This window comes from Deltaproteobacteria bacterium, from assembly GCA_016874755.1.
Lineage (GTDB): Bacteria > Desulfobacterota > Binatia > UBA9968 > UBA9968 > DP-20.
This window is the reverse complement of the sequence record VGTH01000027.1, coordinates 14396-31558: the sequence shown is the minus strand read 5'-3', so window position 1 is coordinate 31558 and position 17163 is coordinate 14396. Positions and strand designations below refer to the sequence as shown.

Annotated in this window: 19 protein-coding genes and 1 pseudogene; 13 read left to right on the top strand and 7 right to left on the bottom strand. The window is 57.6% G+C overall.

Annotation, left to right across the window (positions count from 1 at the left end):
* Positions 1–106: 106 nt before the first annotated feature.
* The gene (locus tag FJ145_16635) at positions 107–1681 is read right to left on the bottom strand and encodes a VWA domain-containing protein (protein ID MBM4263044.1); all 1575 of its coding nucleotides are present in this window, start codon (positions 1679–1681) and stop codon (positions 107–109) included.
* Between the two features lie 124 nt (positions 1682–1805).
* Complete coding sequence (locus FJ145_16630; protein MBM4263043.1) at positions 1806–2927, bottom strand: AAA family ATPase; 1122 nt, start codon at positions 2925–2927, stop codon at positions 1806–1808.
* A gap of 103 nt (positions 2928–3030) precedes the next feature.
* Here FJ145_16630 and FJ145_16625 point away from each other — a divergent pair, with 103 nt between their 5' ends.
* The 9 genes and pseudogenes from FJ145_16625 (at position 3031) to FJ145_16585 (ending at position 10617) form a co-directional block, all read left to right on the top strand.
* On the top strand, positions 3031–4032 hold the full coding sequence (locus FJ145_16625; GenBank protein ID MBM4263042.1) for an extracellular solute-binding protein: 1002 nt from the start codon (positions 3031–3033) through the stop codon (positions 4030–4032).
* A 70-nt stretch (positions 4033–4102) separates the two neighbouring features.
* Positions 4103–5680 (top strand): NAD(P)/FAD-dependent oxidoreductase, encoded by a 1578-nt coding sequence (locus tag FJ145_16620; GenBank protein MBM4263041.1) that lies wholly within the window; start codon positions 4103–4105, stop codon positions 5678–5680.
* Between the two features lie 159 nt (positions 5681–5839).
* The gene (locus FJ145_16615) at positions 5840–7462 is read left to right on the top strand and encodes an NAD(P)/FAD-dependent oxidoreductase (protein ID MBM4263040.1); all 1623 of its coding nucleotides are present in this window, start codon (positions 5840–5842) and stop codon (positions 7460–7462) included.
* Positions 7459–8202, top strand: a complete 744-nt coding sequence (locus tag FJ145_16610; protein MBM4263039.1) for a 3-oxoacyl-ACP reductase FabG — start codon at positions 7459–7461, stop codon at positions 8200–8202. The genes FJ145_16615 and FJ145_16610 overlap by 4 nt, the downstream gene beginning before the upstream one ends.
* 87 nt (positions 8203–8289) lie before the next feature.
* Positions 8290–8916 carry a nitrile hydratase subunit alpha gene (gene nthA / locus FJ145_16605; GenBank protein MBM4263038.1) on the top strand — a complete coding sequence of 209 codons (627 nt, stop codon included), beginning with the start codon at positions 8290–8292 and terminating at the stop codon, positions 8914–8916.
* On the top strand, positions 8916–9575 hold the full coding sequence (gene nthB / locus FJ145_16600; GenBank protein MBM4263037.1) for a nitrile hydratase subunit beta: 660 nt from the start codon (positions 8916–8918) through the stop codon (positions 9573–9575). The genes nthA and nthB overlap by 1 nt, the downstream gene beginning before the upstream one ends.
* The gene (locus FJ145_16595) at positions 9568–9963 is read left to right on the top strand and encodes a nitrile hydratase accessory protein (GenBank protein MBM4263036.1); all 396 of its coding nucleotides are present in this window, start codon (positions 9568–9570) and stop codon (positions 9961–9963) included. Before nthB ends, FJ145_16595 begins: the two co-directional genes overlap by 8 nt.
* Positions 9920–10110 (top strand): annotated as a pseudogene (locus FJ145_16590) (BrnT family toxin). Before FJ145_16595 ends, FJ145_16590 begins: the two are co-directional and overlap by 44 nt.
* 252 nt (positions 10111–10362) lie before the next feature.
* Positions 10363–10617 (top strand): nitrile hydratase accessory protein, encoded by a 255-nt coding sequence (locus tag FJ145_16585; GenBank protein MBM4263035.1) that lies wholly within the window; start codon positions 10363–10365, stop codon positions 10615–10617.
* On the opposite strand, the gene FJ145_16580 is transcribed toward FJ145_16585, so the two are convergent.
* Positions 10529–10702: an RES domain-containing protein gene (locus FJ145_16580; GenBank protein MBM4263034.1), complete on the bottom strand. Its 174-nt coding sequence runs from the start codon at positions 10700–10702 to the stop codon at positions 10529–10531. The two genes, FJ145_16585 and FJ145_16580, sit on opposite strands and share 89 nt — an antisense overlap.
* 229 nt (positions 10703–10931) lie before the next feature.
* On the opposite strand from FJ145_16580, the gene FJ145_16575 reads away from it, so the two are divergent.
* The 3 genes from FJ145_16575 (at position 10932) to FJ145_16565 (ending at position 13536) form a co-directional block, all read left to right on the top strand.
* Positions 10932–11213 (top strand): hypothetical protein, encoded by a 282-nt coding sequence (locus FJ145_16575; protein MBM4263033.1) that lies wholly within the window; start codon positions 10932–10934, stop codon positions 11211–11213.
* Between the two features lie 63 nt (positions 11214–11276).
* Positions 11277–12197: an LLM class flavin-dependent oxidoreductase gene (locus FJ145_16570; protein MBM4263032.1), complete on the top strand. Its 921-nt coding sequence runs from the start codon at positions 11277–11279 to the stop codon at positions 12195–12197.
* Positions 12198–12228: 31 nt separating this feature from the next.
* Complete coding sequence (locus FJ145_16565; GenBank protein ID MBM4263031.1) at positions 12229–13536, top strand: twin-arginine translocation signal domain-containing protein; 1308 nt, start codon at positions 12229–12231, stop codon at positions 13534–13536.
* Positions 13537–13831: 295 nt separating this feature from the next.
* On the opposite strand, the gene FJ145_16560 is transcribed toward FJ145_16565, so the two are convergent.
* From FJ145_16560 to FJ145_16550, 3 genes are all read right to left on the bottom strand, one after another.
* Positions 13832–14497 (bottom strand): DUF3179 domain-containing protein, encoded by a 666-nt coding sequence (locus FJ145_16560; GenBank protein ID MBM4263030.1) that lies wholly within the window; start codon positions 14495–14497, stop codon positions 13832–13834.
* Positions 14498–14518: 21 nt separating this feature from the next.
* The gene (locus tag FJ145_16555; protein ID MBM4263029.1) at positions 14519–14848 is read right to left on the bottom strand and encodes a DUF3179 domain-containing protein; all 330 of its coding nucleotides are present in this window, start codon (positions 14846–14848) and stop codon (positions 14519–14521) included.
* 273 nt (positions 14849–15121) lie between these two features.
* Positions 15122–15502, bottom strand: a complete 381-nt coding sequence (locus FJ145_16550) for a RidA family protein (GenBank protein MBM4263028.1) — start codon at positions 15500–15502, stop codon at positions 15122–15124.
* 123 nt (positions 15503–15625) lie between these two features.
* On the opposite strand from FJ145_16550, the gene FJ145_16545 reads away from it, so the two are divergent.
* Complete coding sequence (locus tag FJ145_16545; GenBank protein ID MBM4263027.1) at positions 15626–15901, top strand: hypothetical protein; 276 nt, start codon at positions 15626–15628, stop codon at positions 15899–15901.
* A 6-nt stretch (positions 15902–15907) separates the two neighbouring features.
* Here FJ145_16545 and FJ145_16540 read toward each other — a convergent pair whose 3' ends face one another.
* A complete protein-coding gene (locus FJ145_16540) occupies positions 15908–17107 on the bottom strand; it encodes a hypothetical protein (GenBank protein ID MBM4263026.1) in 1200 nt (399 codons plus the stop codon).
* Positions 17108–17163 lie beyond the last annotated feature (56 nt).

Sequence of the window (17163 nt, the reverse complement as noted above, 5' to 3'; positions counted from 1 at the left end):
TTGTACTCTCACCCCACAGCGTAGGCACATTACTCTGCAGGGTTGTCATGCTGAGCGAAGCGAAGCATCTGCTTAGCTGCTGCGCTGCCGCACGTGACCGGCGAGCTCAAAACGACACGAAGATATCTTTGGCCTCGTCGCCGGTGAGCTGTTTGATCGTCGTGATACGGTCGCTGAACTCTTTCAGCGTGCCGAGCTGCGCGGGGCCCATGTCGATGAGGATCGAAAATAGTGAGAAGCCGAGTTTTTCTTTTTGCTCGCGAAAGTTCTCGGCCCATTCCGGGCTCACCTGGCATTCCCCGTCGGTGATGAAAATGATGTCGCCTTTTTTGAACTGCGATTGCTGCAAGCACTCTAAAGCCGCGTCCAGCGGTTTTTGAAAATCTGTGCCGCCGCCAGGAAAGTACTCGGCCAAATCCATAATGGTTTTGGTTTCGACCTCGTAGCGGTCGCGCGGGTTCATCTCCAAGACTTGCAGCGGTGTTTCCGCCGACGAAAAACAGATCGAGCGAAAGCGGCGGCGCTGTTTGCGGGCGATTTCCAATAGCGTGAGCGCGACGGCTTTGGACCAGATCTCTTTATCGCCGGACATGGAGGAGCTGCCGTCGAGGCAGACCACCATCGGTCCTTTGCCTTTTTCCTCAACGCCGCGCAGTGAGTATTGAATCAGCTCTTGGTCCAAAAAGCGCCGGTAGAAATCTTTGCGCAGGACGGGATGATGCAGCGAGAGCATTTCATGCGGCAATAGTCTGTGCAGGGCGTCGCCTTGCTCGACTTCCAATAGTTCTTCGCTGGAGCGCTCGAAGACTTTTTTGCGCAGCGCCAGAGCGTGAAATTTCATGCGCCCGACCATCTTGGCGAGTTTTTTGAGCTTCTCGTTGCCGGCCAGGCGGCGACCCAATTCCAGCTGCTGTCCCGGCGGTGACTTTTGCCCCGTGCCGATGGTGTTGCCCCAGGTTTCGGCTTCTTCGGTGGCGTCTTCGAGCTGCTGCGCGACTTTGATCGCTTCGGCTTGCAAACGCTGGCTCGCCTGGCCCTCGATCTGTTTTAGGTCTTCTTTCAACTGCGCGGTCTTGTGGCGCAAAAGCGCCTCGGCGCCTTGCACTTCACCGGCCATTTTTCCCTTGGCTTTTTGCAGCGCTTTTTTGCCTTCTTCCGATAACTCGTCTTCCGGGATCGTGTCGGCGGCGTCGTACTCTTCCATCTTTTCGCCGACGATTTCTTCTTGCTTTTGAATATCCCAGAGATCGCGCAGATCGCGCTGGTTCAAAAACTTTTGCTCGCGCACGAGAGCGAGCAAGCGATCGCCGAGAATCAAGGTCGATAGGCCGGCGTGCGCCTCATTCAATAAAGTTTGCTCGCGCAGCATCGGGTACTGGCCGCCTTGATGAACGCCGCGGAGAAATTTCTGATTGAGCAGCGCGCTCGGCAGGACTTGCTGGTCTGGAAAGTAGTTGATGTTGTATTTGAACAAGAGCGAAAAAATATCCTGCAGCAGCGAGCCGAAGTGGGGCAAAAACATGCTGCCTTTTTCTTCCAACTCACGCAGCGACGGCGAGTCGGCGCGGAGTTGCTCCCACACACGGCGATCGTAGGGGTCGTTCTCAATCCAGAAGGTGTTCTTCGGCAGCGGCGCGAAGACGCGTTTCGTGGGCGGTTTCTTACGCGGTTTGGGCGGCATAGAAGGGAATGGATAATGGATAGTTGATAATGGATAATTTGGGGGTTTGAAAACTCCGAGTCTCCTTCATTATCAATTCTCCATTATCCATTTGTTTCGTGTTCCGAATCCCGCGCCTCGCGCCTCAAAACTGTTCAAGCATCTCCTTCTGCATCTCTTCGATCTCGTTGCGCACGGACTTCACTTTATCGAGCGGTCGGCCCATGCGCTCGGCGCGCTCGGCGATTTGATCGACCTTGGCCATGATGTTGCGAAGTTTGGTGTGGTACTCGATCAATGCGCGGGCGCGCTCGTCGCTGGTCCTTCCCGGTTGCAACGCCGAATCGCGGATCTCGCGCGATTCATAGAGCAGCTCGGCGATCTCTTCTTCGTAGCCCAAAAGCTGTTCGCGAATGGTGTTGCGCACCGGCTCGTGCTCGGCAGGATCGCGCCACAGCACATGCTCCAAAAAGAACAGACTCTTTTCCTGGACTTCAGTCGCGCCTTCGAGAAAGGCATGGGCCTGGAGGAGGGCCAGCGATTGGCGGTAGCGGCGGTCAGAGGCTTGGATATTTTTTTTATTCAGCTCGCGCCGAATGTCGGCGATGCTGCGGTTAACATGAGGCGGGATCATCACGGCGCGCACGCTTGCCTGCAGTTCGGTGAGCTCGTCCAGAGTCAGGATCGTCCGCTCCGGCGCTTTTTGCGATTCGAGCATGCGCAGAAAACGGTAGTCTTCGCTGATGTAACCGACGACAAAGCGAACGAGGAAACGATCGTAGAGCGCGGTTAGCTCTTCTTCTTCCGGCAGCTCATTGCTCGCACCAAAAAGCGTGAGCAGCGGCACTTTCACGATTTCCTTGCCGTTGTGAAACAGCCGCTCGTTGATCAGCGTCAAGATCGCGTTCAGGATCGACGAATTGGCTTTGAAGATTTCATCCAGAAACGCGATGTGCGCCTCGGGCAGCTTGCGGCTGGTGACGCGGCGGTAGTCGTCCTGCTCCAGTGCTTTCAAGCTGACGGCGCCGAAGATTTCTTCTGGCGTGGTAAAGCGGGTCAGCAGCCATTGAAAATAATTCGCCCCTTCGATGCGCCGGCACAGCTCGTCGGCGAGCATCGACTTGGCGGTGCCCGGCGGACCGATGATCAGGATATGATTCGACGATAGGAGGGCTGCCAGCGCGCCGTCGATCAGGTCAGCGCGTTCGAGAAATTGCTGGCGCAGCTCGTCGCGGATTTTCTTGAGCTTTTCTTGGCTGGGCGTCATGTGAATTCAAATCGTAGCAAAAGGGTGTCGCGGTGACAAACATAGACTTCGCCTGTGCTTTTCGATATTAGAATCATATGAAGGTCGCAAGAAAGGGGATTAGATGTTTAAGTTTACGTTCATCATTTCTTTGTTTTTAGGGGCGAGCTTGGGTTGGGCGCAGGACGCCAAGCTGCTTGAGGCCGCCAAAAAAGAGGGCGGGAAGGTGATCGTTTACGGTTCGTTGGAAAACGAGACCATGGATCTGATCGCTGCCGCTTTGAAAAAGCGCCATGGGATTGACGTCGATTACTGGCGTTCGGCATCGAACAAAGTTACCGACCGTATCGCCACGGAGTCGCGCGCCGGCAAGGCCAATTTCGACGTGGTTATAACGACCGACGTGACGTTGCAATTGATCGCCGCCGACGGCTTTCTGGGCAAATACGACTCGCCGTCGGCCCGGGCCTTTCCAAAAGAAGTCATCAATCCGGTTCTCGGTTACCCCAGCTATCGCAACAGCGTCATCGGCCTGGTTTACAACACCAGCGTGATGAAACTGGCGGAGGCGCCGAAGTCTTTGGAGGACTTGGTCAAGCCGCAATACAAGGGCAAAGTGGTTTTCCCCGATCCGAGCCAGCATGTGACCACCGCGCAGTGGCTGGCAAGTTTGCACAAGATCTTGGGTCAAGAAAAGGCGGATAGGTTCATTCGCGACCTTGCTGCTTCGAGGCCATTGTTGGTGGAGTCGTTGACACCCGCCGGCGAGCGCATCACCACCGGCGAGGCGGCGATCGGCGTCGCGTTTCTGAAGAACGTGATTTTCTACGGCAAGAAGGGTGTGCCGCTCGATTATGTTCGTTTGGGCAAATTCATGGGCGACGGCCAGTCGCTCGCCATATCCGCCAAGCCGCAGCATCCCAATGCGGCCCGGGCCTTTGTCGATTATTTTCTTGGTGAGGAAAGTTTGAAAATCATGGCTGGGCTGGGCGAGTTCGTCACCCGCAAGGGGATCTATCCGCCGCTTGTGGACGCAGATAAGATTGAGCTGGTGGAAATGCTCAATATGGGGCGCGGCGAGCTCAAGGAGAAAATGGCGGAGTACAGGAAGATGTTCTTGCAGTAATGAGTAATAAGTGAGGAGTGAGGAGACTCGGATCGGAAACTCCTTACTCCTCTCTGGTTGGAGAGTTCCAATGGTCGATAGCGCATGGGATGTGATTCTCATCGGTGCCGGGCAAAATAACTTTGCCCTTGGCACCTATCTTGGCAAGGCGGGACTAAAAACCGTTATCTGCGAGTCGCGTCTGGAAAACGGCGGGCGGCTGGCCAGTGAAGAGATCACGCTGCCGGGCTATTGGCACAACACCCTCGCTTACTTTCAGGACAACCGGGAAGTCTCGCCGCCGTGGAAAGAGTTACAATGGGAAAATGGCCACCACGCCGATTTTGTTTCACCGCCGGTGGTGAGTTCGCTGCTGCTTACGGATGGACGGTCGATTTCGCGTCACCAATCGTTGGATGGCACCGTCGCCGGCATCCAAAAGTTCTCATCCAAAGACGCTGCGACCTGGCCTCAGACTCATGATCGCTTTCACAGGCTCATCCGTGAATACTTAATTCCGTTCTACTACCAGTTGCCGGCTGAGGGCGCGGCGTTCTTGCAAAAGCTGGACGGCGAGCCAGACGGCAAGGAGTTTCGCCGTTTGTGGCAGTTGACGCCGCGCCAAGTTGTCGATGTGTTGTTCGAGAACAACGCGGTGAAGACGCTGGTGCTGTCGCAGATGGCGATCCCGCGCGGCGTTGGGGTCGATTACCGTGGCGGCGGCATCGAAGTCTTAAAAATGATTGCCGGCGACGAAAAGCCTGAGCTGGCGCGCGGCGGATCGCATTCGATCGCCCAAGTGTTACAGCGCGCCTACGTGCACAGCGGCGGGCAGATTCGCGCCGTGCATCACGTCGAGAAGATTCTTGTCGACGACAATGGCAAGGCTGTCGGCGTGAGGCTGCGCGACGGGCGCGAATGGAAGGCGCGGTTGGCGGTCGTTTCTAACTCGGACCCATACACGACACTCGTCGACATGGTCGGCGAAGATTATTTGCCGCGGACGTTTTACGAGCGAGTGAAAGACATTCAGCTCGATGAGTTTTCCTATTTTCAAGTGCACCTCGCGCTCAAGGCACCGGTGCGCTACGCGCTGCATGAGGCCAATGATCCTGCCGTCGGCCAGGCGATGAACGTCAATATCGGACCAGAGAAGCCGGCGGATATCGAGGCGATGTGGCAAGAAATTCGCGCGGGTGAGTTTCCCGCGCATGCCTGTTTGCATGCGATCTGTCCGACGGCATTCGATTCGTTGCAGGCGCCGACCGGGAAGCATGCGGCGTCGGTTTATTTACCGGTGCCGTTTCAATTGAAAGGCAAAAAGCCAGAAGATTGGGTGAAGCTCAAGAACGGATTCATGGAATCGGTGCTGAAAATTTGGCGTCGCTACGCGACCAATCTGACTGACGAAAACATCACCATGAAGGTCGCCATGGAGCCGTTCTACATGGCGGGCCGCTGGCCGAGCATGCGCCGCGGCTCGGTCTGGGGCGCAAGAAAAGTTCCCGAGCAAATGGGCGCGATGCGGCCCATCGAGCAGATTTCAGACTACCGCACGCCGATCAAGGGCTTGTACCAGGTTGGCGTATCGATGCATCCCGCCGACGCGGTCATCGCCGGCTCGGGATACAATTGTTGGAAGGTGATGAGACAGGATTTGGGGTTGTGAGGTGTTTCAACAACAGCATTTTCAGCAGTCCGTCATGCCGGCGCAGGCCGGCATCCACGTTCGAAGCGCAAACTTGCATGATGGATACCGGCCATGTTTACCCTGAGCTAAATCGAGGGACCGGTATGACAAAAACCTGATTCGATCATCGAGACTGTTATGGCAAAACTCCTAGAATACGACGGCGTAATCATCGGCGCCGGCCACAACGGCATGATCTGCGCTGGCTACCTGGCCAAGTGCGGCCTCAAGATCATGGTCGTCGAGAAGAACATGGAAGTGGGCGGTGGGCTCGACTCCCACGAGGACCGCAACTATCCCGGCTTTTGGCACAACATTCATTCCGTTTTTCACCGCGGTTTGATGATGCTGCCGTGGTACAAAGATTTGGAGCTGGAGAACTTCGGCATTCACTACTATCGGCCCGATCCGGGCGTGGTGCATCACTTTCTCGACAAGACCTATCTCGGCTGGTTTGCCGACGTGAAGAAGACCGTCGAGACCATCGAGTGCCTCTCGAAGAAAGACGCCGCGTCCTTTATCGATATCTGGACGCGCTGGCAGCCGGTGGTGCAGAAGATCGTCTTCACCGAGACCTACGCTGTGCCGCTGCCCTTCGAAGAGAAAAAGCCGCTGCTGGAGAAGACACCGGAGGGCCGCGAGTATTTGAAATACTTCGAGACCACCCCGGAAGAATTTGTATTGAAACACTTCGAACATCCGCGCGTCCGTGCTTTTATCGGTTTTCTCGGTGTCATGCGCGGCTACGAATTAGACGCGCCGAAGACCGGCTACTTGATCCCTGCGATGATCGCCTGGGGCGTCAATCCGCAGCTCTGCCGCGGCACGTCGCACGCGCTCGGCGACAATCTTGCGCACATGATGTCGCACAATCATGTCGACTATATCGAGGCCAACGGCGTCGAAAGAATTCTCGTCGACAAAGGGCAAGCCACCGCGGTGGTGCTGGAAGACGGCACGGTGATCAACGCGCGCAAGTTCGTCGCGTCCAACGTCAATCCGGTGGAGACTTTCATCAAGCTCGTCGGCAGGGAGAATCTCGATAACAAGTTTGCCGAGCTGGCGAGCAATTTCCGGTTTTCAAAAACGACGCCGATCTTCGCGGTCAATCTGGCGTTGAACGAACGGCCCAAATACATCACCGAAGAAAAACATCCCGAGGTCGCGGGTTCATTCATGCATATCGTCGGGTTAGAGGAATATCAGGATCTGGTGAATCTGTTCGAAGACTGCCGCACCGGCCAATTGCCGCGCAAGCCGTTTATGAACGGCGCGACGCCGTCGTTTCACGATCCAACCCAGGCGCCGCCGGGCAAAGCGACGGCGTTCATGTGGCAGCTCATGACCTACAATCTTTGGGGCAACCCGTTGAATTGGGACAAGGCGCGCGACGATTGGTTCAAAAAGCAGCTTGCCATCTGGCAGAAGTTCGCGCCTAACCTAGATGACAATAATATTCTCTCCACCGACTCGACCACGCCGCTTGACATCGAGCGTCACGACAAGAACATGTACTGCGGCGATTGGATGGTCGGCGAATACAGCGGCGATCAAGCGCTGGAAAATCGTCCGTTCCGTGGCTGGGGCCAGTACAAGACACCGATTGACGGCCTGTTCCTGTGCGGTTCGTCTTGCCACCCCGGCGGCAACATCACCGGCGCGCCGGGCTACAACGCCGCTAAAGTTATCGCCGAATCGCTCGGCATGAAGCCATGGTGGAAGCCGGTGGATTTTCGCGAGCATCTGAAGGGGCTGGTATGAGACTGGCGGGGCGAGTCGCCATCGTCACCGGCGGTGCGCGCCATATCGGCGCAGCGTATTGCCGGCGTTTGGCAGAAGAGGGGGCGGCAATCGTGATCGCCGACGTGCTCGACGGCGAGCCGGTGGCCAACGAGATTCGCGCCAAGGGCGGCAAAGCGCTGGCGCTCAAAGTTGACGTGTCGAGTGAAACTGACACCAACCGCATGGCGACCGAAGCTGTCAAAGCGTTTGGCCGCATTGATATCCTAGTCAACAACGCCGCGATTTTTATCGCCATCCATCGCCATCCCTTCTACGAGATCAGCGCCGAGGAGTGGGACAAAGTTTCGGCGGTCAACATCAAAGGCCCGTTTCTCTGCGCTAAGGCGGTATTTCCGCAAATGAAAGAGCAGAAGAGCGGCAAGATCATCAACATCTCGTCATCGACGGCTTACTGGGGCACGCCGAATTTCTTGCATTATGTTGCATCGAAAGCCGCGCTGATCGGCATGACCCGTTCGCTGGCCCGCGAAGTCGGCGAGTTCGGCATTTGCGTCAACGCCATCGCTCCCGGCCTGGTCGAACACGAAGGCCAAAACGCGCCCAAAGCGCTGACCGAGCTGCAGCTCAAGGAGCGCTCCATCAAACGGCTGCAAACGCCGGAGGACTTGATGGGAACTCTAGTGTTTCTCTGCTCCTCCGACAGCGATTTCATGACCGGCCAGGCGATTGTCGTCGATGGCGGCAGTGTGTTTCACTGATTCATACAAGTGTAGGATGGGTTGAGCGCAGCGATACCCATCAATTACTGATTGCAGGAAGCGGCTCTCCTTAGCTATATTTCACCTATGGAAACACATGATCACGATCACAATGAAGGCTCGACGCTGACCGAGATGGACCTCCGGGTGCGCGCGCTCGAGACGATTCTTGTCGAGAAGGGCTACATTGAGACTGCGGCCCTCGACCGCATCGTCGAGCTCTACGAGACCAAAATTGGGCCGCACATCGGCGCGCAGGTCGTTGCCAAGGCGTGGGTCGATGACGGGTTTCGCAAGGCATTGTTGGAAGACGCCAGCAAGGCGGCGGCGACGATTGCTGAGCAGGTGGGGCGCGTTGGCGAACATTTGGTCGCCGTTGAGAACACGCCGCAGCAGCACAACATAATCGTTTGCACGCTTTGCTCCTGTTATCCGACCGACGTGCTTGGCTTGCCGCCGGCCTGGTACAAGTCGTTTCCTTACCGCTCGCGCGTGGTGAAAGATCCGCGTGGAGTGCTGGCGGATTTCGGAGTGACGCTGCCGGCCCAGACAGAGATTCGGGTTTGGGATTCGACGGCGGAGACCCGTTACATGGTCGTGCCGATGCGGCCCGCTGGCACCGAAGGTTGGAGCGAGGAACGGCTCGCCAAACTGGTAACTCGCGACAGCATGATTGGCGCCCGGCTGGCGAAAAATCCGAGCGAGGTGAAGTGATGGACGGCGTACACGACATGGGCGGCATGGACGGGTTCGGCAAAGTCCAGCCCGAGCCCAACGAGCCGGTTTTTCATCATCGCTGGGAAGGGCGCGTGCTGGCGATGAGCCGCGCCATCGGTGTTTTTCGTGCCTGGACCATCGACACCAGCCGCTACGCCATTGAAATGATGGCGCCGAGTTTTTATTTGAGCCGCCCTTATTACGAGAAGTGGTTCGTGCGCAATCAAAACCTGCTCATCGAGAAGGGATTGATAGACGCCGACGAAGTCGAGGCCGGTCACGCCCTGCGTCCGGCGAAAAATCGAACTCGCGGCCCGTTCGCAATCGCCGACATCGATAAGGTCACCAAGCGCGGCTCGTTTTATCGACCGGCCCAAGGGCCGGCGCAGTTCAAGATCGGCGACCGCGTCCGGACCAAAAATATTCACCCGCAGACCCACACGCGCCTGCCGCGCTACGCCCGCGGCCACGTCGGGGTGGTCGAGCGCATCCACGGTACCCACGCGTTTCCTGACTCAGTAGCGTCGGGCAAAGGCGACGATCCTCAGTGGCTCTACACGGTGAAATTCGACTCGCAAGAAATCTGGGGGTTGGATGCCGACCCAACGTTGAAAGTTTCGATTGAAGCATTTGAACCTTATCTTGAACATGTCTGAACCATTGATCGAACCCGAAGCCGCCCGGCGCGCTGCCGAATCTGTGCCAGGCATTCCCCGCGACGCCACCGGCCCGGTCTTCCACGCGCCCTGGGAAGCCCACGCCTTCGCCATGGCGCTAACGCTGCACGAAAAAGGATTATTCGCCTGGCCCGAGTGGTCCGCCATGCTTGGCGAAGAGATCAAGAAAGCCCAAGCCGCCGGCGACCCCGACACCGGCGAAACCTACTACTTCCACTGGCTCGCCACCCTCGAACGCATGGTCGCGGAAAAAGGCGCAACCTCATCCCAAGCGCTCAAAGAGCATTTTGACGCCTGGGAGCGCGCTATGCACCGCACGCCGCATGGGAAACCGATTGAGCTTAAGACTGAGGATTTTGGAAAATGATGGGCATGCCAACCTGACCGGGGTATATTGGGACGCTAAAAAGGCCAAGACAAATTTCCGGAAACACGGCGTCTCATTTGAAAAAGCATCAACGGTTTTTCAGATCCCTTGGCGATCACTTTCCCCGACCCCGATCACTCCGACTAAGATGAGCGGGAAGCAACCTCGTTTTGATTGAGCCAGACTTGACGAATATTTTTCCGGATACAGAGTCGGTAAACAGGGCATTACGGTTATTAGCAAATACCGCAAAGGCCGCCTCTGGTCACGTACAGCGCGTTCGCGACAGGCGACCCGTCAATAAAAGTAGCCTACGAAACGGGCGCGTCAATATTTCTGTTTCATGAGTTAAACCGATTCCAAACTGTCTTGTGTTTGAACATCCGAGTGCCTGATTGAATCCGAAGCGGCCCCGCCGCGGAACCTGTGCCAGGCATTCCACGCGACGCCACCGGGCCGGTCTTCCGCGCACCCTGGGAAGCCCACGCATTCGCCATGGTGCTAACGCTGCACGAAAAGGGTCTGTTCGTCTGGCCGGAATGGTCCACAATGCTCGGCGAAGAGATCAAGAAAGCCCAAGCCGCCGGCGATCCAGACACCGGCGAAACCTACTACTTCCACTGGCTCGCCACCCTTCCGGATGCAAGGGATTGATGACGAGGTTTGTTTGTGTCGGAATAATCGCCGACGGTACTTCCATAAGAACGGACGTTCTGGCGCGTAACCACTTATCGCCGATAAGTTGAGACGTGCGGCTAGATGCCTCGTTGCGCCACCCTTATGTTGCTTGTTTGGCTACGTACTGGCAATGATGTATCTTTAGATGAAAATCGGACAAGAGGCCGCTTGGCTGACGCAGGAAGAAATTCATTTCCGTTAGATTTTCCCGGTGCGGTTCCTAATCGACATGTGCATGGATGTGAGGCTCATACACTTGGCTCAACTCGCAAGGTCATGATGCAACACACTTGCGCGACGAAGGCCTGCAAAAGTTACCTAACGGTGGGATTTGCGAAAAGGCGGTTGCCGAATCTCGTGTGGTCGTAACCTACGATCTAGATTTCGGCGAGATCGTGGCATTTTCGAAAGGCCAAAAGACTGGGGTCATTCTTTTTCGCCTGCGAAACACTCGCTTGGCTTTTGTCATTCAGCGGCTTTCCGCAGTGATTGCCGACTGTGAAGGAGAGCTGAGCAGAGGCGCGATTGTTATCGTTGAAGAGAGCCGCTACCGAGTCCGAGAATTCCCGTAATCCACGACAGCAACACTCCCGTAACAAGAACAACAAGAGGATTTTGACTTTGTTTTTCGAACGATGGCTCTCAACGACACCATATCCCTCGGCTTCGCTTTGCCACACCGGTCTCCGGACCCAATCAATGCCGCTGCGGTGCGCCGGGTGGCGCAACGTGCTGAAGAACTCGGCTTCAGCGACCTGTGGGTGACGGAGAATACCCTCGACCACGTGTTTTGCCTCGACTCGGTGGTGGCGCTGACCTACGCGGCCGCTGTCACGACCAGGATTCGCCTGGGGGTATCGGTAATCGTGCTGCCGCTGCACCATCCCGTGCATGTGGCGCACCAGATGGCGACTTTGGATTACTTGAGCGGTGGGCGGGCGATTCTTGGCGCTGGCTTGGGACGCGATAGCCACTATGAGGAATTTCAAGTTCCCCGTGAACGGCGCGTGGCGCGGTTTCGCGAGAGCGTCGAGCTGATCAGACAGCTCTGGACCGAGCCTGAAGCCAATTTCAACGGCAGTATCTTTCAACTCAAGGGCGCGAAGCTCGGCGTCAAGCCTGTGCAGCAGCCGCGCCCGCCGATATGGCTCGGCGGCACTCACCCGGACGCCATCCGGCGCGCCGCGACTATCGGCGACGGCTGGATGGGCGCCGGCGGCGGCAGCGTCGAGTCATTCAAGCGAGACATTTCGCTTTTGAAACAGGAGCTGCGGCGGGCCGGACGGGATCCGGCAACATTTCCGATATCGAAGCGCGTTTTTCTCTCCGTGCACGAACGCGCCGACATTGCGCGCGCTGAGCTGGAACACTGGTTTACCATTGTCTATCGCAACCCCAAGGGCGCCGATACGTCGGGATTTTGCGGCGCGCCGGAACAAGTCCGCGCCAAAATAGAAGAGCTCGCCGTGACCGGTGTGAATCACCTGATTTTGAATCCTGTGTGCCGTTACGCCGAGCAGTTGGAGGCGTTGGGTGAGGTGTTTGCAATGGGCTAGGCGAGTCTAGGTGTATTTCTAAGGACGATCCATGTTGCGAAGACGACGCGTTAGCCGACGTAGGTTTCTAGCGATGGCCGGCGCAGCCGCGGCGAGCGCCGCCATGCCGCCATGGCTCGCGCCGTCTAAAGTGGCTGCGGCAGAGCCGCTGCAAGACACGGGGTTGTCGCTGCCTTGTGCGGCCGGGGACGTTGCGGCCGACGGTGCGGTGATCTGGTTGCGCGGTGAGCGCGAAGGCGCGGGGGTTATCGAGTATGGTAAAGATCCAGCGCTCGCAAATGCGCAGAGATCGGCGCCTGCTAAACTTTTAACTGCCGCGGACTTCACGGGAAAAGTGGTGCTGCAGGGGCTCGATGCGCGAACAACCTACTATTATCGCGCGCTGGTGGAGAATCGCAGGCCGGGGCCGATTGCGCGCTTCGTGACCGCGCCGCGCGCCGATCAGCCGGCCAATGTGCGCTTCGCGTTTAGCGGCGATACGCGGCAGAATTTTCAGCCGTTCTCGATCATGGATGCGATCCGCAACAAACAGCCGGATTTCTTCATGCACCTTGGCGACACGATCTATGCAGACCGTGAGGGTGTGGCGCGCCAGCTGGAGCAGTTTCGCAATAAGTACGTGATCAACCGCAAGGACGCGCCGACGCAGCGCTTGCTGGCCGAGGCGAGCCTGGTGGTCGCTTGGGACGATCACGAAGTTTCTGATAATTATCGCGCGGCGCATCCTTTGGCGCCGCTCGGACGCCGCGCCTTCATGGAATATTGGCCGGTGCGGCAGGACCCCACCGATCCCGACCGCCTGTACCGTTCGCTTCGTTGGGGCAGTGCGGCGGAATTGTTTGTCCTCGACACGCGGCAGTACCGTGACGAGGCGGCCGGGGCGATTCTTGGACCGCGACAGATGCGGTGGTTTCTTGATGGGCTTGCCAGCTCGGATGCGCGGTTCAAGTTTGTCTGCACCTCGGTGCCGTTTTCCAGTCCTTCCGCGGACAAGTGGGGCGGCTACCCTGCGGATCGCGACGAAGTGTTGGCGGCAATCAAGAAAAAGCCGATTCGCGGCGTGATATTTCTGACAGCCGATGTGCACTATGCGGCGGTTGTGAGAGTGCCGGGTGCCCCAGTGCTGCGGGAGATCATCACCGGACCGTTGGGTGCGCCAATGGGCAAAGCCTCGGGCACGGCAAAGCGCTTCGAGTACTTCAACAACGAAGTGTTCAATTACGCTTTGGTCACGGTCAACGCCGAGCGCGAGCGTCCGAGCGTCGACATCGAAATATTGAGCGATAAGAACATGCTGCTGCGCAAGGTAACTTTTAACGCCGACGGCGACGCCGAGTGAAGATCGGCATTTGGCGCGCGCGTTCAGCCCGGGGGGGCTACTGACCCGTGGTCAAATGCCAGGGTCGGCGCACTATCTGGCTAGTTTCGGTCGGTTTGTTGAGGCGGGAATCTATCACGAAGTTGGGGCGGGGAAGTGCGCGATTTCGAGGGCGTTGGGTCGGAGTGAGGCGGAGAGGTGAGTTGGCTTACGCTCCGCTAACCCAACCTACGAACAATCGCGGCAAATGTGATTCATGTGGGTCGGGTTAGCGCCCGGCACGCGGCGCAGACGCTACTCTACAATTCTACGAGCGCTATTTGTAGACAATTCCTTCTGGATAGATCTGCCGCCAGCGTTCTTTTAGCCAGGGAACGGCAATCAAGGGTTGCAGGCTCTTGCCTTTCATTTTCCCCTCGACGGCTTTGCCGCTCAGGCGATCCCAGAGGCTGGAGGTCTCACGGTCGCGCATGATCAGACTGCGCGGATTGGGTTCTTTGCCGGGCTCGAAGCTTAAGTCTTGCGCGCCAAGCTTGCGTGAAAACGCCATGGCTTGCTTGTGCGCGGGGTCGAAGGTGACGACCAGCGCGTGCGGCGCGACCGTGTCGTTGACCACCTCCCGTTTGGCCAGCAGATCGTACGGATAGAGCTTGGCCTGGGGTCCCTGACCGACGCTGAGGCCGAACTCAGCAAAATTGCGATCCGCGACGTAGGTGCCCATGAAGCCGCCGCGCCCTTCGCGCGCCAGGACTTTCGTCGTCGGATGCATGGCCTTCCATTGCTCCCAACGCACCACCCAGCTCGGCAAAATTTCCAGCCGCATGCCGGTGAGTTTGCCGAACATGGCGAGGCCCGTGGAATGATTCCACTTGGTGTCGGTTTGCTTGTCGTACATGATGAACGACTGGCGGTAGAGCACGCCCTCGTGGCCAAATTCCAAGGTCGTGCTTTTGCCGGCAATGTTGAGGTTACGGTTGTGCACGACAACCGTTTGGCAGAGCGGTCACCAGCAGACCGTGATCGGCTGGCCTCCCACCTTGTCGTTGATCAGCTCATGGATGCCCATCACCGTGACCGGGTAGGCTTTGGCCTCGCCATTGATGGCAACGCCGATGATCCATTCATTGGCCTGAAATAGCTTGTCGCCGTCGGCCACTGTTCCCATGGCTGGGTTGAGCAGCACGGGAAAAGCATCGCGCGGCACCGCCTGCTGCGCGTGGGCGAGATATTCTTTCTCAATGTCCTGCCGGGAGCGGTGCTGGGCTGGAGCGGAGGAGACTAGGCAAACGCCAAAGAAAAATGGCGCGAGAAATCTGCTAATGCGCGGCCCCATGGAACTCCTCGTCGGAAGGGATTTATGGGGTTAACTCCCAGCGCCGCGAAAAGTTCCCGAAAAAGAACTCCGGCTGTGCCTGATCTGCCAAGCGCGACCGCTTTGGAACAGCCGGCACAGTTGCGTCACGATGACGTAGAACGTCTGGTCGGCGTTGTAGCAATGCATGTCGTCTTTCTGGCCCGGCTTATAATAATGCATCCAGGCGTGAAAGCGTTTGGTGTTGAAGATCTCTTTGCGCCCTTGGCGTCTTTGCGCGAGATATTCCGAGTCTTACAGCACCCCGATCACTTCGATTTGAAATAAATTCTTGCCGCGCAGGTCGACTTTGATCGCATGGCGCGCCGGGCGGTCGTGCTCGTCGGGGAACATTTTGAGCCAGGGGCCGTTGACGTTGTCGCGGTATTTTTCGTCCTTTAAATAGACCTTCATGTAGCCGATGTTGGCCGGCGTGCCGCCGACGCTTTCCATGAAGAGTTCCAGATTGCGGAACATCGCTGCGGCCTGCTCGTCGGGGTCGTCGGACAACACGCCGGTCTTCGCGTCTTTACCGCCGATCGCTGAAGAGAAAACTACGTTGCCGAGCACCGCACCGTTGGGGATCGGTGCGCCATGTTCCATGCCTTTGATGTGGATGCTTTTGCGTTTTGCCATAGTGAGCTCCTTGGACAATTGCCCCGTTTCATACCATGGCGTTAGAGCTCGGTCTAGCGGCCGAAGGCTGGCCACACTCCTGTTGGACACGTCGGGCACGCTTCGACTATACCGATGAGAGCTATGAAGAAAACCAAAACTGTCGGCAAAAGACGCTTTAAACTGCATTGGGGCGAAGGCTGGATCAGCGAGGAGGCTCGCTCCCAAACGCAGTATCACGAGCCTTCGATTCAGCTGCTATCGTTCGACTCGGGCGAGAAGTCGCTGCGTTTTTGCTACTACCACGAAGGATTCTATCAGGGTGGGCCGTTGATTCTCAGTGAGTCTCATCTTGCCGGCTTGAAGCGGGAAATCCGCAAGAACAAGACCATTCACCGATTGCTCAAACGCTTGGTGTGACCACGGCTACTTCGTCCCGGCCTGCGCCTCGACTCGTTCGTCGGCGTTGGCTTCGGTGAGTTGGGCCGTTTGTTTTTGCGGCGGCTCGCCCGTGGTGCGTTCGGTCGCGCCGGCTTTGCCGTTTGACAGCGACTTCTGCGCAGACGTGCCATCGCCGTTGGCCGGTGGCTCGGCCGGATTGAGACGCCAGGTTTGGCTGACGAGGATGCCAATGGCGAACACAAACACGGTAATCGCCAGTGCCGAGCTAGCCATGTCAGCGCGTGTGTCGGTGCGATGGCGTAGCCGCCGGTCCGCGCGATTGTCCGCCAGGGGCGGTGAGAAGAACACTTGGCGTTCGCTTAATTCCACCGGGTCATCGTGGGAGTCTTTCGCCGGCTCCGGCGTGGGTGCTGATAGTTGAGCGCTGTTACCGCTAACCATGAATTCGGTCAGCTGCAGCAGCGCATGCTGAACCTCTTGGGCGCTGCCCGCGCAGGCCGCTTGCTTGGCGGCAATGCCACCCAGCACCATGTGTGCATGTTGCCAACGTTCGCGTGCCTCGTTGCAGCCCTGAAGCTGCTGCCGCAGCTCGTCGACCTGCGCGCGCAGCCGTTGGTTGTCTTCGTTGGTTGCGCGGTTGCTCTCAACGAGCTGCCGGCGAGCGCCTTCCAGTTCGTCGATCCTGGCGCAATCTTCGGCCCCCTGTTGCCGCAAACGCTCAGCTGCACGCGTCAATTCTTCGTGCTGCTCGCGCGAAACCGGGGGATGAGTCACAACAGTTTCACTTTGCGGGGCGTTCAACTCAATCAGTGTTTCTTCTCGGCGACCTTCGTCCGCGCGCGATGCAGTCTTTGGTTGGCGCCTGTAGGCGTCGAGCTCGGTCTCCAGACGGTCGGCGCGTTCGGTCAGATCTTGCTGCCGACGCTGGCTATGCACTAACCATTCTTGGAGCTCGGTCACCATCGCTTGACTAGACTTGATTTCATTGTTGAGCTTGGTGATTTCGCGCACCAGCTCGTTGTGGGGTTCGCCGGCGTGAAACTCCTCGCCGCGCGGAGTGGCATAGGTGGAGAGCTGCGCCGCATCTGCTGTTTGATTAGATTTGACTTGTGCTTCTTGTTCTTCCGCCTGTTGCAACTGTCTTTCCGAGGCAAGTAGGAATGTAGCCAGCAGGCCGATGGTCGCCCCGGCGAAAATCAGGATCCAGACAACCAGGTTCTCCATAGATTAGCTCCCTAAGAGCAGGCAGGGGTTGCGAGTGTGCGTGGCGCAGGCCGTCA

Bases quoted from the DNA above. Each gene is read 5' to 3' on its own strand.
- nthB (MBM4263037.1), top strand. From the start codon at position 8,916: ATGGACGGCGTACACGACATGGGCGGCATGGACGGGTTCGGCAAAGTC.
- FJ145_16635 (MBM4263044.1), bottom strand. From the start codon at position 1,681: ATGCCGCCCAAACCGCGTAAGAAACCGCCCACGAAACGCGTCTTCGCG.
- FJ145_16550 (MBM4263028.1), bottom strand. From the start codon at position 15,502: ATGGCAAAACGCAAAAGCATCCACATCAAAGGCATGGAACATGGCGCA.
- FJ145_16595 (MBM4263036.1), top strand. From the start codon at position 9,568: ATGTCTGAACCATTGATCGAACCCGAAGCCGCCCGGCGCGCTGCCGAA.
- nthA (MBM4263038.1), top strand. From the start codon at position 8,290: ATGGAAACACATGATCACGATCACAATGAAGGCTCGACGCTGACCGAG.
- FJ145_16570 (MBM4263032.1), top strand. From the start codon at position 11,277: ATGGCTCTCAACGACACCATATCCCTCGGCTTCGCTTTGCCACACCGG.
- FJ145_16610 (MBM4263039.1), top strand. From the start codon at position 7,459: ATGAGACTGGCGGGGCGAGTCGCCATCGTCACCGGCGGTGCGCGCCAT.
- FJ145_16565 (MBM4263031.1), top strand. From the start codon at position 12,229: ATGTTGCGAAGACGACGCGTTAGCCGACGTAGGTTTCTAGCGATGGCC.
- FJ145_16620 (MBM4263041.1), top strand. From the start codon at position 4,103: ATGGTCGATAGCGCATGGGATGTGATTCTCATCGGTGCCGGGCAAAAT.
- FJ145_16540 (MBM4263026.1), bottom strand. From the start codon at position 17,107: ATGGAGAACCTGGTTGTCTGGATCCTGATTTTCGCCGGGGCGACCATC.
- FJ145_16545 (MBM4263027.1), top strand. From the start codon at position 15,626: ATGAAGAAAACCAAAACTGTCGGCAAAAGACGCTTTAAACTGCATTGG.
- FJ145_16630 (MBM4263043.1), bottom strand. From the start codon at position 2,927: ATGACGCCCAGCCAAGAAAAGCTCAAGAAAATCCGCGACGAGCTGCGC.
- FJ145_16615 (MBM4263040.1), top strand. From the start codon at position 5,840: ATGGCAAAACTCCTAGAATACGACGGCGTAATCATCGGCGCCGGCCAC.
- FJ145_16625 (MBM4263042.1), top strand. From the start codon at position 3,031: ATGTTTAAGTTTACGTTCATCATTTCTTTGTTTTTAGGGGCGAGCTTG.
- FJ145_16555 (MBM4263029.1), bottom strand. From the start codon at position 14,848: ATGGGGCCGCGCATTAGCAGATTTCTCGCGCCATTTTTCTTTGGCGTT.